The sequence below is a fragment of the Novilysobacter longmucuonensis genome (genome assembly GCF_046600735.1).
Lineage (GTDB): Bacteria > Pseudomonadota > Gammaproteobacteria > Xanthomonadales > Xanthomonadaceae > Novilysobacter_A > Novilysobacter_A longmucuonensis.
This window is the reverse complement of record NZ_JBJMAW010000022.1, coordinates 9,568-27,286: the sequence shown is the minus strand read 5'-3', so window position 1 is coordinate 27,286 and position 17,719 is coordinate 9,568. Positions and strand designations below refer to the sequence as shown.

Sequence of the window (17,719 nt, the reverse complement as noted above, 5' to 3'; positions counted from 1 at the left end):
GTTCGTCGTGGCGCCGCGACCGGCTCGGCGCCGCTGGCTACGGGCTGGGCTGGCGCGTCTACGATTATGCCGGCCATGATCTCGTCTTCCACGGCGGCGTGCTGCGGCGGCAGGGCGGCGAGGCGGGTCGGCGGCGCGCCGCCGTCGTCGATCACGACCGCGCCTTCATTGTCGGCCGACAGGGCCCGCAGGTCCGCCAGCATCGCCGCCAGCGGCGTGTCGGCCGCCTTGTACAGCGGACCGCTGGCCAGCCACAGCGCCTGCTGCGCGCGGGTCAGGCCGACGTAGAGCAGGCGCGCGTCCTCGGCGCACTCCTCGCGCCTCCATGCAGCAACGGTCTCGTCGTCGGGTCGCAGGTGCAGCACCCGGCCGGCGTCGCCCGGCACCTCGCACCAGCGCCGGCTGCGCGGCTCCTTGCCGATGCCGGCGAACGGCAGGAACACCAGCGGGTATTCAAGCCCCTTGCTCTTGTGCAGGGTGACGATCTGCACCCGGCGCGCGTCCGACTCCAGCCGCAGTTGCTGCTGCTCGTCGTTCGGATCGGCATCGCGGATGCGCGTGCGCAGCCAGTCGACCAGCCCGTGCAGGCCGAGTGCGCGCGCGTCGGCGTCCTGCAGCGCCTCGCCGATTTGCAGCAGATTGCTCAGCCGGCGCTCGCCGTCGACCAGCCCCAGCAGGCGCGGTGCGTGCAGCGCGCACATGTCGGCGACCAGCGCCAGCGGCCCATGCCGCTGCCAGCGTTCGCGCCAGCCCAGCGCGCGCGACTGCCATGTCTGTTGCCATCCCGGATCCTCGTCCAGGCGGGCGACCGCTTCGGCGTCGAGGCCCAGCAGCACCGTCGCCAGCGCCGCACGCAGGCGGCCTTCGTCGCCGGGCTGCAGCAGCGCCTCGAACACGGTCAGCAGTTCGATGGCCTGCGCGGTCGCGAACAGGCTCTGCCGGCCCGCCGCGACCGCGGCAATGCCGGCAGCGCCCAGGCCGGCCTGCATGCGCGCGGCTTCGTCGTGGCTGCGCACCAGCACCGCGATGTCGCCGGCCTGCACCGGACGCGGTCCGATCGACGCGCGGCCGGCACGGGCTTCGCCGAGCAGTGCAAGGATCTCGGCGACGCAGGCGCGGGTGGCGAGCTCGCGCGACTCGGGCGCACTCCATTGCGGCTGCTTGCGACCGTCGTCCGGTGGCGGCAGCACCCGCACCGTCAGCGCCGGCGCCTCACGCCCGTCTCGCTGGAAGTCGGCATCGCTGCTGCGGCCGCCGGGCTGCACGGCCTGGAAGCGGATCCGCGGATCGACGAATGCGGCCTCGCCGGCGTGCCGGTACAGCGCCCCGACCGCGCGCAGCAGTGCCGGGCGCGAGCGGAAGTTCCGGCCCAGCGCGGGCGCCCGGACCGCCTGGTCCGCGGCCGCGAGATAGGTGTGCACGTCGCCGCCGCGGAAGCGGTAGATCGCCTGCTTGGGATCGCCGATCAGGAACAGGTTGCCCGCGCCAAACACGCGTTCGAAGATCGTCCACTGGCGCGCGTCGGTGTCTTGGAATTCGTCGACCAGCGCAACCGCGTAGCGCGCGCGCAGCTGTTCGGCCAGCGCCTCGCCGTGCGGAGCATCGAGCGCGGCGGCGACGCCGTCGATGAGGTCGTCGAAGGTCTGCACGCGGCGTACGCGCTTGAGGCGGGCCAGGCGAACGACGGCTTCATCACGCAAGCGGTGGACCAGGATGAGCCCGCATTGGTCCAACCACTGCGCACGCGCGTCGTCGGCGGCGAACCAATCGGCCAGGGCGTCGAACAGCGGTGAGGTCGGCAGCCTGTGCTCGGCGCCGGCCTTGGCGCACTCGCGCAGGCGCGTCGGGGTGAGCTTGTCGAGGTGGTCGTCAGTGCGCGCCAGCCGGCCGCTGGCGAGACCCGCCGCCAACGCCTCCCAGGCCTTGTCGTAACTTGCCGCACGCGCCTTGCGGCCGTCGATCACCTTTCCGGCGATGGCGGCATCGAGCGCCGTACGGGCTTCCTCGCCATACCGCACGAAGACCTCGCGCAGCGTCTCCAGCGCACCGTGCACCCGCGGCAACGGATCGGGGCCGGCTTCGGGCAGCGCCGGCAGCAACTGCGGCGCGCGCAACAAGCCGCCCAGGTCGGTGGCCAACTGATCCGGCCCCGACCACTGCGCCTGCAGCAGCTCGGCGCTGGCCGGAGCGGCACCGAGGGCGCGCCACAGGTCGTGCGCGACCTCGTCGCGTAGTTCGCGATCGCTGCCGATCATCTCCGGCCGCACGAACGCCTGCCCGGTCTCCAGCGCGTGCTCGCCCAGCACGCGCGCGCAGAAGCCGTGGATGGTGAACACCGCGGCCAGGTCGATTTCGTGCGCGGCGCGTTGCAGCCGCGCGCGCAACGATGCCGCGTCCTCGTGCTGCAGCTGGCGCTCGATCAGCGTGCGGGTCAGCTCGGTTTCGGCACCGCCGGCGCCGCTGCTGTCGCCGGGCACGGACGGGCCGGCGGCGATGCGTTCAGCGACGCGTGCGGCAAGCGCGAGCCGCTGGCGCAGCCGTTCGCGCAGTTCCTGCGTGGCCGCCTCGGTGAAGGTGACCGCGAGGATCTGGCTGACGCGCAGGCCGCGTTCGATCACCAGCCGGGTGACCAGCGTCGCCAGGGTGTAGGTCTTGCCGGTGCCGGCGCTGGCCTCGATCAGTTGCAGCCCGTCCAGCGGTACATCGAGGTAGGGATCGATGGGGGCGGGATGGCCTTCGGCGTTCATGCGCTCGCCCCCGCCACGGCGGCGCCTGCGTCGGCGTCGCCGAACTCCTCGCTGCGGCCGTGCACGACGGCGCCGAATACCAGCCGCGCAATCTCGCGGAAGGATTCGCCCAGCTCCGCATCGGCGAATGGATCGCGCCCGCGCAACGCCAGCTTGGCGCTGACCGTTGCGCCTTCGCCCCAGCTGCGGCCACCGTGCCATTGCGCCTCGGCCTTGGCCCAGCCGTCCTTGCCGGCCAGTTCGCATTCGTACCAGAGCCAGCCGGCCCGCGGCAGGAACGGCAGCGGTTCGCGCAGGCCCCAGGCGCGCAGGGTCAGCAGCGCACGCAGGGCGGCGCGCGCCTGCTCCGGCGAGATGGCCTCGCGCAGATGCGGCCCCGCACCACTTGCGGCCTTGGCGAACTGCGCCAGCGGCAGCCGCTCGCCGAGCGCCGAAAGCACCAGCCAGTCGAGCCCATGCGCGATCTGTGCCGGCCCGTGCAGGGTGTCGAAGCGGAACCGCGCCAGGCCGGCCGGGTACAGCGCTTCGAGCCGCCCGTGCAGCTGGACCCCGCCGAGATCGAGCTCGAACATGCGCGGCTGGTCGCCGCCGCCGCACCAGTTTGAAAACGCATCGGCATACGGCTGCACCTCGGCTAACAACTGCTCCAGCTGGCGTTCGCCGAGCGGGCCGGACGGCAGCAGTGCGCGCGCGCGCAATTGCGCGTGCAGGGTGTCGATGCCGCCGCGTGCGCAGGCCTCGAACACCGCCTGCTGCAGGTGGTGGCGCTGCAGGCCGCGGCCGGGCAGCGCCAGCGGCTCGACATCGACCGCGGCGTCGGCGCCCTCCGGCAGGCGCAGGGCCAGCCGCTGGCGCAGGAAGGCCAGTGGCGGATCGCGCAGGAATGCGCGCAGCTCGGCCAGCGACAGCGTGTCCGCATCGCCGGCCGATGGCAGCGGCGATGCCAGCCACCGGCCGAGTTCGTGGCGTGCGCCGTGCGCGGCCGCTGCGGCCGGGCGCCACTCGTCGCGGTAGCTGAAGCGGCGCGGCTCGGGCGTCGCGTCGTCTTCGGCCGTGCCGAACGCGGCCGGCGCGAACGGCTGCAGAGGATGCCGCACCACCAGCGCCTCGCGGGCCTGGTCGGCCGCCGCGTGGTAGCGCGAGGCGACATCGAGCAGCTCCGACACCAGCACCGACGGCTCGCGCTCGCTGCCATCGCGCGGGTCTGCGCCGAGATAGCTGAGATAGAACACGTCGGCCGCCGCGGCAAACAACTGCAGGAACAAAAAACGATCGTCGTCGCGCAGCGAGCGGTCGCCGCGGCGGCGTGCGCCGGTGCCGAGCTCGGCGGTGAGCTGGTTGAGCCCGCCGGCCGGGTCGCGCCGCGGGTAGTCGCCATCGTTCATGCCGAGCACGCAGATCGCGCGGAACGGCAGCAGCCGCATCGGCACCATCCGCCCGAAGCTGACCCCGCCGGTCAGCAGTGGTGCACGCGTGTCGGCCTCGCCGAGCGCGGCCTGAAAATGCGCGCGCACCACCTCCGGCGGCACCGCAACGTCGACACCGGCCCGCTGCGCGGCGTCGGCGAAGTCCTTGAGCAGCGTGCGCAGGCGATCGAGCGTGCGCTGGTCGGCATCCGCGCGCGGGCGCTGCGGCAGCAGCGCGGCGAGCAGCCCGAGCAGGCGCTCGTGCCATTGCGCCGGCGTCATCGCCGCGGCGAACGCGCGCTCGTGCCGGGCCAGCACGCGCAGCAGCCGGATCAGCGCATCGAGCGCGTCGAGTGCGCCGCCTTCCAGCCCGGTCCACGGCGCGACGCCGGCGATGGCGTCGTCAGCACCGCTGGCGTGGCCGAGCAGCAGGCGGTCCAGCGCGAACGCCCAGGTGTAGGCGTCGTCCCGCGGCGCGTCGAGGCGCTGGCGATGCGCCGCGTCCAGCCCCCAGCGCGCGCCGGCGTCGCACAACCAGCCGCGCAGGCGCTCCAGCGCCGGCGGATCGAGACCGGCCTGTTCGGCGATCGCCGGTGTCGCCAGCAGGTCGAGTACCTCGCCCAGACCGAAGCGCGAGCTCGGCAGGGCCAGCAGGCGCAGGAACACCTCGGCGAGCGGCTCGGCCGCCAGCGGGCTGGCGTCGGCCAGCGCGTAGGGGATGAATTCGGCGCGCCCGGCCAGGCCGCCGAACACGGTTTCGATGTAGGGCGCGTACGGGTCGATGTCCGGCGCCAGCACGGCGATCTCGCGCGGCTGCAGCGGCGGATCGAAACGCGGGTCTTCGAGCAGGCCGCGCAGTTGGTCGTGCAACACCTGCACCTCGCGCAGGCGGGTGTGGCAGGCGTGCACCTGCAGGCTCGCATCGCTGCGCTCGACCCGCTCGCGCCAGGCCGTCGCCGGCACGCCGCGGCGATGCAGCAGGTCGCGCTGCAGCCGCCCCAGCAGGCTGTCGCGGGCGGGGGCATCGCTGGCCTGGGTCTCGGGGTCGGCGTAGTGCTCGTGATCGCGCGAGGGGTGCACCACCTCGTAACTGCCGAGCACCGCCATGAAGTCGCGTCCGGCCGCGCCCCAGGCCTGCAGCAGCGGGTTCTCCTGCGCGTGATCCTCGCCGAACGCCGCCGCCTCGCCCAGCCGCAGGCGCTCGGCCAGCGTGGCCAGGTCGCCCCAGTACCTGCGCGTCGGCGTCGGTAGGTAGAAGTGCAGCGTGCCGATGCGGGCCTGGGTCGCGATCACCCGCAGCACGTCCGGCGAGACATTCAACGTGGCGAACGCGAACAACCGCGGCGGCAGTCCCAGCGGGAGCGGCGCATCGGCATCGGCATGGCGCGCAAGATAGTCGTCGATGCGGCGCGCGCGATGTGCCCTGCCCGCCGCGACATGCCGCCACAGCGCGGCCTGCGGATCGCGCGGGCCCTGCCCGGCCTCCCAGCCGAGCAGCCAGTCGCGGCGCCACGCCTGGTATTTCTCGAACACCGCCGCGAGCTCGCCCGCGAGCGACCAGGGTTTCAATGGATCGACGACTGCCATGCCCTCGCCGGACGTGCCGCCGCCCGCCAGATATTCGCGCAGCGACCGCAGCGCCGGTTCACGCAGCAGCGCCGGATCGTTGAGCGCCGCATACAGCCGCCAGCGCAGCGCCGCGGCGTCGAGGTCCTCACCCGCGCCGGCGACGTTTTCATCGAGCGCGCGCTGTACCAGTTCACCCGGCGTCAGGAACTCCAGATTCGCCGCGATGCCATGCGCCTGTGCGAGCGTCGCCTGCAGCCAGCGCCGCATCGCGACCTGCGGGATCAGCACGACATCCGGCGCCAGCATGGCCTGCCCCGGCGCGGGCACCCGCAGTTCGCTGGCGAGCAGTCCGGCCAGCACTTCCAGCGAGTTGGAGTGGTACAGGCGGAAGTCGGGGGCGGTCGGCATGGCCGTCATCTTGCCGCAGCGCGGTCTCAGGCGCCGAGACGAGGCGCAAGGGATATGCGGGGTGCTGTTTCGGGTAGCCAGTGGTGTGAACCGTGGCGATCAGATTTTTGCCTTTGCCTTTGCCTTTGCTGTTGATCTCGACGTCAACCGATCCACCTCGCTACTCCACAGACCCCAAAGGGGCGGCGCACATGGATGTGCGCCGTTTTCCGATCGAGCCATGGATGGCGAGTCGGAAAATCCCCGCGCTGCTACATGCCCGCACGGGAGGTGTGTCGAGGAGGACCCTTTCTTTGGTTACTTTCTTTGGGTCAGCAAAGAAAGTGACCCGCCTTCAGGCGGAAGCTCTTGATCTTGATCTTGAAGCTGAACTTGATCTGGTCGCGTCGCGACTTCCAGAAATATCCGCAGGCGGTAGACAGGCAAGGATCAAATGCTTTCGCCTGAAGGCGAGTCACTTTCTTTGAAGGGCCAAAGAAAGTAACCAAAGAAAGGCCCTTCCCCGACACTTCAAACACCTCGCGTGCGGGCGACGCGGGGATTTTCCGACTCGGCATCCCTGCCTCGATCGGAAAACGGCGGCCATCCATGGCCGCCGCCCCTTCGGGGTCTGTGGAGAGGCGACGTTGATTGATTTGCGTTGAACATCAACATCAACATCAAGGCAACGGCAGCGGCAACACGGGCACCGCAACAGCAGCAGCTGGCGCGGTTACTGCACTAGCGGGGGGGGGGGTGCCGCGAAACCGCAGGCACCACATCCTCACGCATGTGCACACAAGCCCTGCGACAATTGCCGACAACCCTTGTTCAGCCGCGGTCCGCCAAGCTGCGTTCGTTTTGTGCCTAATTTTGCGCCCTGCCGTGCGCGACCGACCGTGCCGATGACCCAGCAACCCCCAATCGCCCGCCTCACCGGTGTCCGCCTCGATCGCGGCGGCCGTGCCGTGCTGCGCGACATCGAGTTGAGCGTGCCGCGCGGACAGGTGGTCGCGGTGCTGGGGCCGTCAGGCAGCGGCAAGTCGACCCTGCTGGCGGCGCTCACCGGCGAACTGGTGCCGGCGGCCGGCTCGGTCGAGGTGCTCGGCCAGGTGGTGCCACAGCGTTCACGTGACCTGCTGGAGCTGCGCAAGAGCATCGGCGTGCTGCTGCAGGGCAATGGGCTGCTGACCGATCTCACCGCGGCGGAGAACGTCGCGCTGCCGCTGCGTGCCCATACCCGGCTGCCGAATGCGTTGATCCGCCGGCTGGTGCTGATGAAGCTGCATGCGGTCGGCTTGCGCGGCGCCGCCGACGCGTTCCCGCGCGAGCTGTCCGGCGGCATGGCGCGCCGGGTGGCGCTGGCCCGCGCGCTGGCGCTGGACCCGCCGCTGATGATCTACGACGAGCCGCTGACCGGCCTGGACCCGATCGCCTCGGGCGTGATCATGAGCCTGATCCGCCGGCTCAACGACACCCTCGGACTGACCAGCATCGTGGTCACCCACCACGTGCACGAAACCTTGCCGATCGCCGACCATGCCATCGTGATCGCCAACGGCGGCATCGTGTTTTCGGGCACGCCGGAGCAACTGGAAGCGACCGATGACGCGCTGATCCGCCAATTCCTGCGTGGCGAGCCCGACGGGCCCATCGCCTTCGATGCCGCCACGCGCGCGGACGAGGCCGCCTGATGCCGTTCGTTACCGCCACCCGCTCGGTCGGCCGCGCCGGCCTGTTCACGCTGTCGGTGCTGCGCGCCTCGAAGCCGACCGCGGATTTCTTCCGCGAGCTGGTCCGCGAGATCTACAAGATCGGCGCGCGCTCGCTGCCGATCATTGCCGTCGGCGGCGCCTTCGTCGGCCTGTCGGTGACGCTGCTGGGCTACCGCGCGCTGGAGACCTACGGCGCGGCCAACCAGGTCAGCGCGATGCTCGGGCTCGGGCTGTACCGCGAGCTCGGCCCGGTGCTGACCGCGTTGCTGTTCATCGGCCGCGCCGGCTCCTCGATCGCGGCCGAACTGGGCCTGATGCGCGCCACCGACCAGATCACCGCGCTGGGACTGATGGCGATCGACCCGGTCGGCAAGGCGGTCGCGCCGCGGTTCTGGGCGGCGGTGATCAGCGTGCCGCTGCTGACCGGGTTCTTCTGCAGCCTGGCGATCAGCGCCAGCTATTTCGAGGCGGTGCACGTGATCGGCATCGACTCGGGCATCTTCTGGCAGGTGCTGCGCGACAGCGTCGATTTCGGCAGCGACTTCGCGATGGCGTTCGTGAAATCCGCGGTGTTCGGCGCGGTCGCCGCGCTGGTCGCGGCCTATGTCGGCTACCACGCCGAGCCGACCATCGAGGGCACCTCGGTGGCGACCACCAAGGCGGTGGTCAACGCCTCGCTGCTGGTGCTGATGTTCAACTTCGTGATGTCGGCCATGTTGTTTCGTTGAGAACCCGAGGTAACGCAATGACTACCCGCAGTCCCCGTATCGAATTCGCCGTGGGTGCGTTCCTGTTGCTGGCGCTGGCCTCGCTGCTGGTGCTGGCGCTGGCCTCAACCAATGGCAGCTTCGGCTTCGGCGGCGATCGCTACGAGATCACCGCGCGATTCACCAACCTGGGGCCGCTGCGCGCCAATGCGCCGGTCAAGGTCGGTGGCGTGACGATCGGTCAGGTCGCCGCGATCGAGCTCGACCCGGTCCGGCTCGACTCGGTCGTCACCCTGTCGATCGACAAGCGCTATGACCAGCTGCCCGGCGACACCAGCGCGGCGATCCTCACCAGCGGCCTGCTCGGCGAGAGCTACGTCGGCCTGGCGCCCGGCGGCGACCCGTTGCCGCTGCAGCCGGGCGACGAGATCTTCCTGACCCAGCCGTCGGTCGATTTGATGCAACTGGTCGGCAGGTACATGTTCAGCGGCGGCGGCGACAATGGCGGGGCTGCGGACGACGCAGCGGCCGAGCAACCCACCGACGAACCCGCCAGCGACGTACCGCCCTATCTCCAGTAAGCGTGCTTCCAATTGAGCCTGCTGCACCCATCCGCGCAGCAGGCCCTTCGCTACACCACTCCGACTCCCCCACGGAATGACATTTATGCGCACCTTCATCAAACGCAAGCTCATCGTCACCCTGATCAGCGCCGCGCTGCTGGCCACTGCGCCGGCGTTCGCGTTCGCCCAGGCCGCACCGGCCGCGAGCACCGCACCGGCCGGCTCGCCCAGCGAGCTCGTGCTCGACAACAGCACGCGCATCCTGACCACGCTGGAATCGCGCCGCGACGAGTTCACCCGCGACCGGGCGGCGCTGCGCCAGTTCGTGTCCAGCGAGTTCGAGCAGATGTTCGACAGCGACTACGCCGGCCGCCTGGTGCTGGGCGCGCATGGGCGTGGCGCGTCCGACGCCGAGGTCGAGCTGTTCGCCGATGCGCTGGCCGACAACCTGATGCAGCGCTACGGCTCCGCGCTGCTGGACTTCAACACTTGGCTGCAGGTGCGGGTGAAATCCGAGACCCCGTTGCGCGGCGGGCAGATCATGCGGGTGTCCTCGGAGATGCTGCGCCAGGGCGGTGAGCCGATCCCGGTCGACTACCTGATGCGCAAGGTCGGCGGGCAGTGGAAGGTGTTCGACGTGATGGTCGAAGGCGTCAGCTTCGTACAGACCTTCCGCAACCAGTTCGATGCGCCGCTGCGGCAGAAATCGATCGAGCAGGTCGCAGCCGAACTGCGTGCCGGCCAGATCGCAGCCCGCGCGGACTGAGCGCCGACCGGACAACCACTGCCATGACCGCCACCGTCAACCGGACCGCCGACACACTCGGCTTCACCGGTGCGCTCGACCGCAGCGCCAGCCCGGCGCTGTGGAAGCAGGCGCAGCCGCTGCTGGCGGGCGTGGCGCAGATCGACCTTCACGCGGTGAGCGCGGTCGACAGTGCCGGCCTGGCCTTGCTCGCCGAGATTGCCGCGCATTGCGAGGGTGCCCGGGTCGTCGGCGCGCCTGCGGGGCTGGCGGAACTGCGCGCGGCCTACCGCCTCGACGACCGGCTCGCCTTCGCCGGCTGAGCCCGGCAAACACAGTGTTCCGGTCGCCAGCGCAGGTTCGCGTGGCCGGGTCCGCTCCGGCCCCTTAAACTTCCTTCATGCGCTCCCACGCCCAGGTCCTGACTCTTGCACTGCTGATGGCCGCGCCTGCGTATGCGCAGGAGGCGGCTGTTTCCGCGGGCGAAGCCGTCGAAGTCGAGGGCTCGCAAGCCACTCCCGCGGCCGCGGAGCCGCAGTCCGACAGTGGCGACGCGATGTGGAGCAAGTCCCCCCCGGCCCGCCTTCTGCAAAGGGGGGCGCCAGAAGCAGGGGCCGCCGGAGTCACTACCGAGGGCACTGCTGTTCCCCCCTTTGAAGAGGGGGGGCACGGGAGATTTGTTTCACCGCCTCCTGCGCAAGCCCCGCCCGATGCGCCGGCCAGCACCGCCATCGACCCCGATCCGCGCACCAGCGATCCGCGCACCCAGGCTGAGCGCGATTTCGATGCGCTCTACCGCGGCGACCAACCCTACGATCCGGTGTTCGACGCGACCTTGCCGGCACCGGCCGTGCTGCCGGTCAGCTTTGATCCGTGGGAGGGCTACAACCGCCAGATGCACCGCTTCAACAACGCCATCGACCGCAACATCGCGCGGCCGCTGGCGCGGGCCTACGTGCGGGTAGTGCCGCGGCCGGTTCGGCTGGGCGTGAGCAATTTCTTCAGCAACCTTGGCCAGCCGGTGTCGGCGGTCAACGCGCTGCTGCAGGGCAAGCCGAAGCAGGCGGCGCAGTCGCTGGGGCGGTTCGCGCTGAATACCACGCTGGGAATCGGTGGCATCTTCGATCCGGCCAGCGACGCCAAGCTGCCCAACCGCAGCGAGGATTTCGGCCAGACCCTGGGCATCTGGGGCTGGGAGCGCTCGCGCTACGTCGAGCTGCCGCTGTTCGGGCCGCGGACCCTCCGCGACAGCCTCGGCATCTTCGGCGACGCACCGCTAAGCCCGTTGCGCCAGGTCAGCGACGATGCCACCCGCATCCCGCTGCAGGGCCTGCAGCTGGTTGAGGTGCGGACCCAGTTGCTGGCCACCGACAGCCTGCGCGAAGGCGCCACCGACGACTACGCCCTGGTGCGCGATGCCTGGCTGCAGCGGCGCAACTACCAGATCTTCGGCGACCGCCTGGAGGGCGACGACGACCTGCCCGAATACCTGCGCGATGACACCAACCCGCTGGTCCCGGCCGGCGCGATGCCGGTGCTGCCGAGCGACCCGAACTAGGCAGCCGCAGCCCCTGTAGGAGCGGCTTCAGCCGCGATCCGGCGGCAGCAGGCTGCGCTGAAAGCCGGATCGCGGCTGAAGCCGCTCCTACAAAAAGAAAAAACCGGACGCGCTCAATCTTCGCCGGTTTCTTCCATCTCCGTTCCCAGCAACAGGCTTGCGTCGGGCGCAGGCAGCGCCTCGACATCGCGCAGCTTGCGGCTCAGCGCGCGCGAGCGCACGCCGGTCTGTTCCAGCTTGCTGCTGGCTTCGGACAGTTTCTTCTGCACGCCCTCGAGCACGTCACCGAACTTGCCGAACTCGGTCTTGACCGCGCCCAGCGTCTGCCACACTTCGCTGGAGCGCTTCTCGATCGCCAGCGTGCGGAACCCCATCTGGAAGCTGGTCATCAGCGCCAGCAAGGTGGTCGGGCCGGCGACCGCGATGCGCTGGTCGCGCTGCAGTGCGTCGACCAAGCCGGGACGGCGCAGGACCTCGGCGTACAGGCCCTCGGTCGGCAGGAACAGGATCCCGAACTCGGTGGTGTGCGGCGCGCAGATGTACTTCTCCCGGATGCGCACGGCCTCCTTGCGCACCACCCGTTCGAGCGCGTCGCTGGCCGCGTGCGCGACATCGGTGTCGCCGCGCTCCTGGGCGTCGAGCAGGCGCTCGTAATCTTCGCGCGGGAACTTGGCGTCGATCGGCAGCCACACCGGCGCCTCGCCGGTCGAGCCGGGAAACCGCACCGCAAACTCCACCGTCGCGCCGCTGCCCGGCACGGTGCAGACGTTGGCGGCGTACTGGTCCGGCGCGAACACCTGTTCCAGCAGCCCGGCAAGCTGCACTTCGCCGAACACGCCGCGCGACTTGACGTTGGTCAGCACGCGCTGCAGCCCGCCGACGTCGGCGGCGAGTTTGTTCATGTCGCCCAGGCCCTGATGGACCTTGGCCAACATCGTGGTGACGTTGCCGAAACTTTCGGTCAGGCGCGTCTCCAGGGTCGCATGCAGTTTCTCATCGACGGTCGCGCGCATCTGCTCGAGCTTGGCGGCGTTGTCGGCCTGCAACTTCTGTAGCTGCTGCTCCAGCGTGGCGCGCATCTCGCCGATGCGCTGCTCGTTGCGCTGGGTCATCTCGTTGAGCCGCTGGCCGAGCGACTCGGCGAAGCGCTGCTGCAATTCGGCGGCTTCGCCGCGGCCCTTGCGCGCGTCCTCGGTCAGCGCCTCGCGCAGGACCTCCAACTGCCGGTCGGTGCGCGAGGTCAGCTCGTTGAGGCGCTGGTCGGTGCGCGCGGCGACCTCGTTGAGCCGGTTGCCGAAACCCTCGATGCGGGTCTCCTGTTGCGCCGACAGGCTGTCGAGCTGCTGGCGCAACTCGCCGCGGCCGTCGCGCTGCTCCTCGCGCAGGGCCTGCTCCAGCCGCGCGCGGAGGCTTTCGAGCGCCGCCTCGGGCTTGCGCCGCAGCAGCAGGACCAGCAGAGCGATCGCGGCGAGAATCGCGAGGAACACCGCGGCGAGCAGGGCGATGACAAGCATGGACGTTTCAGGCATGGCGCCAGTGTAGCCGCGCCGGTCTCAGCGGCTGCGAACCCGTAGGAGCGGGCCATGCCCGCGATCGCCACCGCAAGCGTTTCGCGCCGGTAATACGCGGAAAACCGTGGCGACGAAACCCGTAGGCTGGGCTGACAAGCCCAGCGCTCCGGTCGGCCTGCCAAGGCGCTGGGAAGCCCAGCCTACGGAAACCGGACAGGCACGGCGATCACTCAATCCAGCACCCGGCAGAACACCGCCTTGAGATACCGCGACTCCTGCACCTGCGCCAGCCACGGGTGGTCGGCGCCGGCCCCGGCCACCTTGAGCACCTGCACGGTCCGGTTCGAATAGAACGCCGCGCGGCGCAGCATGTCTAGGAACTGGTCCTCGCTGACCAGCCCGGTGCACGAGAACGTCGCGAACAACCCGCCGGGCTTGACCACGCTCATCGCCAGCTTGTTCATGTCGAGGTACTTCTTCAGCGCCGGGATCACCTGCTCGCGGTCGCGGGTCATCTTGGCCGGGTCGAGGATCACCACGTCGAACCGCTCGCCGGCGTTGCCGGCATCGCGCAGCCACGGAAAGATGTCGGCCTGCACGAACTTGATCTGTGCGTGGTTGAGCTTGGCGTTGCCCTTGGCGATCGCGAGCACGTCGGCATCGATGTCGACCCCGACCACTTCCTCGGCGCCGCCGCGCGCCTTGGCATACACCGCGAAGCCGCCGGTGTTGCAGCACAGGTCCAGCACGCGCTTGCCGGAGACCTGCCGCGACAGCCACTCGCGGTTCTCGCGCTGGTCGGCGAAGAAACCGGTCTTGTGCGCGCCGGCCGGGTCGGCGCGGAACCGGACGCCGTACTCGGTGATCACGCTTGGCTCGGGCGCCTGCGTGCCGCGGAAGTCGAAGCTCTCCTGCTTCTGCACGTGCTCGTCGGCAAACATGTGGAAGCGGCAGCCGGGAAACTGCTCGCGCAAGGCGGCCTGGATCCACTCGCGGTGGCGGAACGCCCCGGCGCTGAAGAATTCCAGCACCAGCAGATCGGCGTAGCGGTCGACCACCAGTCCGCTGATGCCGTCGCCTTCGCTGTGCACCACGCGCCAGGCATCGCTGACCTCGTCGAGCCGGAGCACGTCACGGCGCAGCGATACCGCGGCGGCGATCTTGCGCGCGAACCAGTCCGCATCAACGGCGACATTCGGGTCGTTTTCGAGCATGCGCAAGGCAATGCGCGAGTGGCCGTTGTAGAAACCACGGCCGATCCATTCACCGTCGACCCCTACCACCTCGACGATCTGGCCGGACTTCGGCCGGGTGGCGGGTTTTTCGACCAGGCGCTGGAAGATCCACGGGTGGGTCGATTTCCAGGCGTTCTTGAGGCGGACGGTCGGGGTGTCGGTGTGGGTCGTGTTCATCACCGCATTCTACGTGCCCATGTCGGTTCCTCCGTCCCTGTAGGAGCGGCTTCAGCCGCGATAACGCCAGCCCGGACACAGGCGCACGGTCGGACAAGCCTTGATTACCGCGCACCCGCCGCCACCCTCTGGAGCATGCACCTGCCCGGCCACGACGACACCTCCAGTCCCTCCGACCAGCGCAGCGCCGACCGGCGGCTGTGGCTGCGCGCGTTCAATCTCAGCCTGGCCTTCGTGCTGCTGCTGACCGCGGTGTTCAGCGCGCAGGGCAGTTTCGAGCTGCGCCCGTGGACGGTGCAGCCGTGGTCGATGACCGGGTGGCTCGGTCTGCTGACCGCGCCCTTGCTGCACGGCTCGTTCGAGCATCTGGCGACCAACGCGATCTCCCTGCTGATGCTGGGCACGCTGGCCGGCGGCATGTACCCGCGCGCGACGCTGCGCGCACTGCCGCTGATCTGGCTCGGGTCGGGCCTGGCGGCGTGGCTGCTGGGGGAGGCCGGGTCGCACCATCTGGGCGCCAGCGGCCTGACCCACGGGCTGATGTTCATGGTGTTCGTGCTCGGCCTGCTGCGCCGCGACCGCCCGGCGGTGGCGGCGGCGATGATCGCGTTCCTGCTGTACGGCGGCATGCTGCTGACGATCCTGCCGCGCGAGCCCGGGGTGTCATGGCAGGCGCACCTGGGCGGCGCCATCGGTGGCGTGATCGCGGCGGCGATGCTGCGCCGGCACGACCCGCCGCTGGCGCGCAAGCGCTACAGCTGGGAAGACGAGGACGAGGACGAGGACGGCGGCGCCGGCGAGCGGGACCGCGGCGAACTGGAACCGCCGCCGCCGCAGGATGTGCCTGTGCTGTGGGACCGCCCCGCGCCGACGCAGCAGGGGCAGGTACTGCCATTCCGCGCGCCGCGCCGGTCCGACGGCGCCGACTGAGCGCGTCAAAAACCGTCGGGGCAGGTCAGGAGGACACCGTTGGTCGGCCATATCGACCGTTCGTCCTTGAGTACTGCGACTTCCGTCACGATCGCGTGAAGCGGCGGTAGTGTCTGGTTCCGGACACTCCCGCCGCTTCGCGGGGCTCATGCTCGATCGATTCGAGGTGCCGATGATGTCGAACCACGCCGAGGTATGCGCGATCGTGTTCTCCCCTTCGCAGTGCAGTGACATGCCCCAGCCCGATGGGTTCCAGGTCGAACTGACCCTCCGCGACGGCGGCCCGCCGGACACCCCGATCAGCGGCGTCGGCCAGTCCTACCACAGCCCCGAAGCGGCACTCGTTGCGGTCTTGCCGCACGCACGCAGCTACGCCGAGCGCGCCTGCAATGCCATGTGGCTGCGTATCCGCGACGCCCAGTCGCAGCCGGTGTTCGGCACGCTGCTGCCCTGAGTGCCGCGCTGAGTGCTGTCCCGGGGGCTCACCCCGGCAACGGCAATCCGCGAAACGCCTTGACCGTGCGCAGCACGAAGCTCGAGTTGACGTCGGCCACTCCGGCCTGGTTGAGCAGGCGGTCCAGCAGGAAGCGCGAGAAATGCTCCAGGTCGCGCACTGCGACCTGGAGCAGGTAGTCCATGTCGCCGGTCAGCGCGTGGCAGGCCACCACCTCGTCCCAGCCGTCGACGAAATCACTGAAGGCCCGCACCGACTCGGTGTCGTGCCGGCTCAACTGCACCCGCACGAACGCCTGCAGGCCGAGCCCGAGCCGCTCGGGGTCGACCTCGGCGCGGTAGCCGGCGATCACGCCCTCACGCTCCAGCCGTTGCACCCGGCGCAGGCAGGCCGAGGCGGACAGATGCACGCGCTCGGCCAACTCGGCGTTGGTCAGGCGCGCGGCGCGCTGCAATTCGGCCAATAGCAGCAGATCGGTGCGGTCGAGGCTGGCTTGCGGCATGTTTGTGCGCTCTGGGTAATGATTGCGCAACAATCATGCGCGAAGCGGCGTGCGCGCCACAACAACGCAACCCGATTGCACACGTTTGCCGCTAAAGTGAATCTTTAGTAGGAGCGACGTGAGTCGCGACCACGTGATACCGCGACCACGCCGCCCAGGCGTCGCAGCATCGCCCGCTGCGGTCGCGACTCACGTCGCTCCTACACATCGCGTCAGGAGGTCGCCCCATGGAATCACCCAAGCGCGTCGAACCCCAGCTCACCGACAAGGGCTACGTGCCGGTCTACACCACCGCCATCGTCGAGCAGCCCTGGGACAGCTACAGCGAAACCGACCACCGCGTCTGGGCGCAGCTGTTCGAACGCCAGCGCGAGGTCCTGGTCGGCCGCGCCAGCGACGAGTTCCTCCATGCGCAGGAGGCCATGGGCATGACCGCCGACCACATCCCGCGTTTCGACGATCTCAACGAGGTGCTGCGCGAGGCGACCGGCTGGGAGCTGATCGGCGTGCAGGGGCTGTTGCCGGAGCTGGATTTCTTCGACCACCTCGCCAACCGCCGCTTCCCGGTAACCTGGTGGATCCGCTCGCCCGAGCAGATGGACTACCTGTCGGAGCCGGACCTGTTCCACGACCTGTTCGGCCACGTGCCGCTGCTGATGAACCCGGTGTTCGCCGACTACATGGAAGCCTACGGCCGCGGCGGGGTGAAGGCGCACGGCATTGGGGGCGACGCACTGGTCAACCTGACACGGCTGTACTGGTACACGGTCGAGTTCGGCCTGATCAGGCAGAAGGATGGGCTGCGCATCTACGGCAGCGGCATCGTCTCCAGCAAGGGCGAGTCGATCCACTGCCTGGAATCGGACGCGCCCAACCGGCTCGGCTTCGAGCTGGAGCGGATCATGCGCACGCGCTACCGCATCGACACCTTCCAGAAGACCTACTTCGTGATCGACAGCTTCGAGCAGCTGATGGAAGCGACCGGGCCGGACTTCAGCCCGATCTACGACAAGCTCGCGCAACTCGATTCGATCCCGGCCGGCAACGTCCTGGCCACCGACAAGGTCTACAACCGCGGCACCGGCGAAGGCTGGCCCACCGACGCCGACGTGTAGGCGGCTTAAACCCGCCTGCTGCAAAACGGCCGCCTACGCCACCGGTCGCTTGCGCGACCGTAGAGCCGAGCTTGCTCGGCTGCGCATCGACGATGCCCCGCACCGAACCGCAGCGGAGCAAGCTCCGCTCTACGCCCGCATCACCGCACTCCCGCTTCTCTGTAGGAGCGCCCCATGGGCGCGAACGCAAACCGGACAGGCGCGGTGGTCCGATTTCCATCGCGGCCATGGGCCGCTCCTACAAAAGCGCCCGATAGCCGAGCTTGCTCGGCTGCGCATCGATGACGACCTCGCACACCCACCGAACCGCAGCGGAGCAAGCTCCGCTCTACGCCCGCATCACCGCACTCCCGCTTCTCTGTAGGAGCGCCCCATGGGCGCGAACGCAAACCGGACAG

At 69.7% G+C, this 17,719-nt stretch carries 15 protein-coding genes; 9 read left to right on the top strand and 6 right to left on the bottom strand.

The annotated features are described in order from the left end of the window. The 3 genes from ACJQWM_RS13775 to ACJQWM_RS13765 form a co-directional block, all read right to left on the bottom strand. The coding region (locus ACJQWM_RS13775) for a UvrD-helicase domain-containing protein (protein WP_411306904.1) at positions 1-2,747 on the bottom strand (2,747 nt) is incomplete at its 3' end. Further along, positions 2,744-6,130: an exodeoxyribonuclease V subunit gamma gene (gene recC, locus ACJQWM_RS13770; protein ID WP_332706527.1), complete on the bottom strand. Its 3,387-nt coding sequence runs from the start codon at positions 6,128-6,130 to the stop codon at positions 2,744-2,746. The genes recC and ACJQWM_RS13775, both read right to left, overlap by 4 nt. A gap of 311 nt (positions 6,131-6,441) precedes the next feature. Continuing rightward, complete coding sequence (locus ACJQWM_RS13765; RefSeq protein ID WP_332706530.1) at positions 6,442-6,720, bottom strand: hypothetical protein; 279 nt, start codon at positions 6,718-6,720, stop codon at positions 6,442-6,444. Positions 6,721-7,014: 294 nt separating this feature from the next. On the opposite strand from ACJQWM_RS13765, the gene ACJQWM_RS13760 reads away from it, so the two are divergent. The 6 genes from ACJQWM_RS13760 to ACJQWM_RS13735 all read left to right on the top strand — a co-directional run bounded on the left by ACJQWM_RS13760 (position 7,015) and on the right by ACJQWM_RS13735 (position 11,397). After that, complete coding sequence (locus ACJQWM_RS13760; RefSeq protein ID WP_332706533.1) at positions 7,015-7,803, top strand: ABC transporter ATP-binding protein; 789 nt, start codon at positions 7,015-7,017, stop codon at positions 7,801-7,803. Then, positions 7,803-8,552: an MlaE family lipid ABC transporter permease subunit gene (locus ACJQWM_RS13755; protein ID WP_332706536.1), complete on the top strand. Its 750-nt coding sequence runs from the start codon at positions 7,803-7,805 to the stop codon at positions 8,550-8,552. Before ACJQWM_RS13760 ends, ACJQWM_RS13755 begins: the two co-directional genes overlap by 1 nt. Positions 8,553-8,569: 17 nt before the next feature. Then, a complete protein-coding gene (gene mlaD / locus ACJQWM_RS13750) occupies positions 8,570-9,112 on the top strand; it encodes an outer membrane lipid asymmetry maintenance protein MlaD (protein WP_332706538.1) in 543 nt (180 codons plus the stop codon). 97 nt (positions 9,113-9,209) lie between these two features. Further along, on the top strand, positions 9,210-9,860 hold the full coding sequence (locus ACJQWM_RS13745; protein ID WP_332706587.1) for an MlaC/ttg2D family ABC transporter substrate-binding protein: 651 nt from the start codon (positions 9,210-9,212) through the stop codon (positions 9,858-9,860). A 23-nt stretch (positions 9,861-9,883) separates the two neighbouring features. Further along, the gene (locus tag ACJQWM_RS13740; protein ID WP_330970016.1) at positions 9,884-10,162 is read left to right on the top strand and encodes an STAS domain-containing protein; all 279 of its coding nucleotides are present in this window, start codon (positions 9,884-9,886) and stop codon (positions 10,160-10,162) included. 233 nt (positions 10,163-10,395) lie between these two features. Beyond that, entirely contained in the window at positions 10,396-11,397 is a 1,002-nt protein-coding gene (locus ACJQWM_RS13735) for an MlaA family lipoprotein (RefSeq protein ID WP_332706590.1), read from the top strand. Between the two features lie 113 nt (positions 11,398-11,510). Here the strand turns inward: ACJQWM_RS13735 and ACJQWM_RS13730 are convergent, their stop codons facing one another. Together ACJQWM_RS13730 and ACJQWM_RS13725 are read right to left on the bottom strand one after the other, a co-directional pair. Then, positions 11,511-12,926 (bottom strand): DNA recombination protein RmuC, encoded by a 1,416-nt coding sequence (locus ACJQWM_RS13730; RefSeq protein WP_411306903.1) that lies wholly within the window; start codon positions 12,924-12,926, stop codon positions 11,511-11,513. A gap of 212 nt (positions 12,927-13,138) precedes the next feature. Next, complete coding sequence (locus tag ACJQWM_RS13725) at positions 13,139-14,320, bottom strand: class I SAM-dependent rRNA methyltransferase (RefSeq protein WP_332706545.1); 1,182 nt, start codon at positions 14,318-14,320, stop codon at positions 13,139-13,141. A gap of 135 nt (positions 14,321-14,455) precedes the next feature. Between ACJQWM_RS13725 and ACJQWM_RS13720 the strand changes: the two genes are divergently transcribed. Then, positions 14,456-15,250 (top strand): rhomboid family intramembrane serine protease, encoded by a 795-nt coding sequence (locus tag ACJQWM_RS13720; protein WP_332706548.1) that lies wholly within the window; start codon positions 14,456-14,458, stop codon positions 15,248-15,250. A gap of 148 nt (positions 15,251-15,398) precedes the next feature. Then, positions 15,399-15,704, top strand: a complete 306-nt coding sequence (locus ACJQWM_RS13715; RefSeq protein ID WP_332706552.1) for a hypothetical protein — start codon at positions 15,399-15,401, stop codon at positions 15,702-15,704. 28 nt (positions 15,705-15,732) lie between these two features. Here the strand turns inward: ACJQWM_RS13715 and ACJQWM_RS13710 are convergent, their stop codons facing one another. Continuing rightward, a complete protein-coding gene (locus tag ACJQWM_RS13710; RefSeq protein ID WP_332706555.1) occupies positions 15,733-16,206 on the bottom strand; it encodes an Lrp/AsnC family transcriptional regulator in 474 nt (157 codons plus the stop codon). Positions 16,207-16,433: 227 nt separating this feature from the next. Here ACJQWM_RS13710 and phhA point away from each other — a divergent pair, with 227 nt between their 5' ends. After that, positions 16,434-17,321 carry a phenylalanine 4-monooxygenase gene (gene phhA, locus ACJQWM_RS13705; protein WP_332706558.1) on the top strand — a complete coding sequence of 296 codons (888 nt, stop codon included), beginning with the start codon at positions 16,434-16,436 and terminating at the stop codon, positions 17,319-17,321. The last annotated feature ends 398 nt before the right edge of the window (positions 17,322-17,719 follow it).

Bases quoted from the DNA above. Each gene is read 5' to 3' on its own strand.
- recC (WP_332706527.1), bottom strand. From the start codon at position 6,130: ATGCCGACCGCCCCCGACTTCCGCCTGTACCACTCCAACTCGCTGGAA.
- ACJQWM_RS13765 (WP_332706530.1), bottom strand. From the start codon at position 6,720: ATGGATGGCCGCCGTTTTCCGATCGAGGCAGGGATGCCGAGTCGGAAA.
- ACJQWM_RS13760 (WP_332706533.1), top strand. From the start codon at position 7,015: ATGACCCAGCAACCCCCAATCGCCCGCCTCACCGGTGTCCGCCTCGAT.
- ACJQWM_RS13755 (WP_332706536.1), top strand. From the start codon at position 7,803: ATGCCGTTCGTTACCGCCACCCGCTCGGTCGGCCGCGCCGGCCTGTTC.
- mlaD (WP_332706538.1), top strand. From the start codon at position 8,570: ATGACTACCCGCAGTCCCCGTATCGAATTCGCCGTGGGTGCGTTCCTG.
- ACJQWM_RS13740 (WP_330970016.1), top strand. From the start codon at position 9,884: ATGACCGCCACCGTCAACCGGACCGCCGACACACTCGGCTTCACCGGT.
- ACJQWM_RS13735 (WP_332706590.1), top strand. From the start codon at position 10,396: ATGTGGAGCAAGTCCCCCCCGGCCCGCCTTCTGCAAAGGGGGGCGCCA.
- ACJQWM_RS13730 (WP_411306903.1), bottom strand. From the start codon at position 12,926: ATGCCTGAAACGTCCATGCTTGTCATCGCCCTGCTCGCCGCGGTGTTC.
- ACJQWM_RS13725 (WP_332706545.1), bottom strand. From the start codon at position 14,320: ATGAACACGACCCACACCGACACCCCGACCGTCCGCCTCAAGAACGCC.
- ACJQWM_RS13720 (WP_332706548.1), top strand. From the start codon at position 14,456: ATGCACCTGCCCGGCCACGACGACACCTCCAGTCCCTCCGACCAGCGC.
- ACJQWM_RS13715 (WP_332706552.1), top strand. From the start codon at position 15,399: ATGCTCGATCGATTCGAGGTGCCGATGATGTCGAACCACGCCGAGGTA.
- ACJQWM_RS13710 (WP_332706555.1), bottom strand. From the start codon at position 16,206: ATGCCGCAAGCCAGCCTCGACCGCACCGATCTGCTGCTATTGGCCGAA.
- phhA (WP_332706558.1), top strand. From the start codon at position 16,434: ATGGAATCACCCAAGCGCGTCGAACCCCAGCTCACCGACAAGGGCTAC.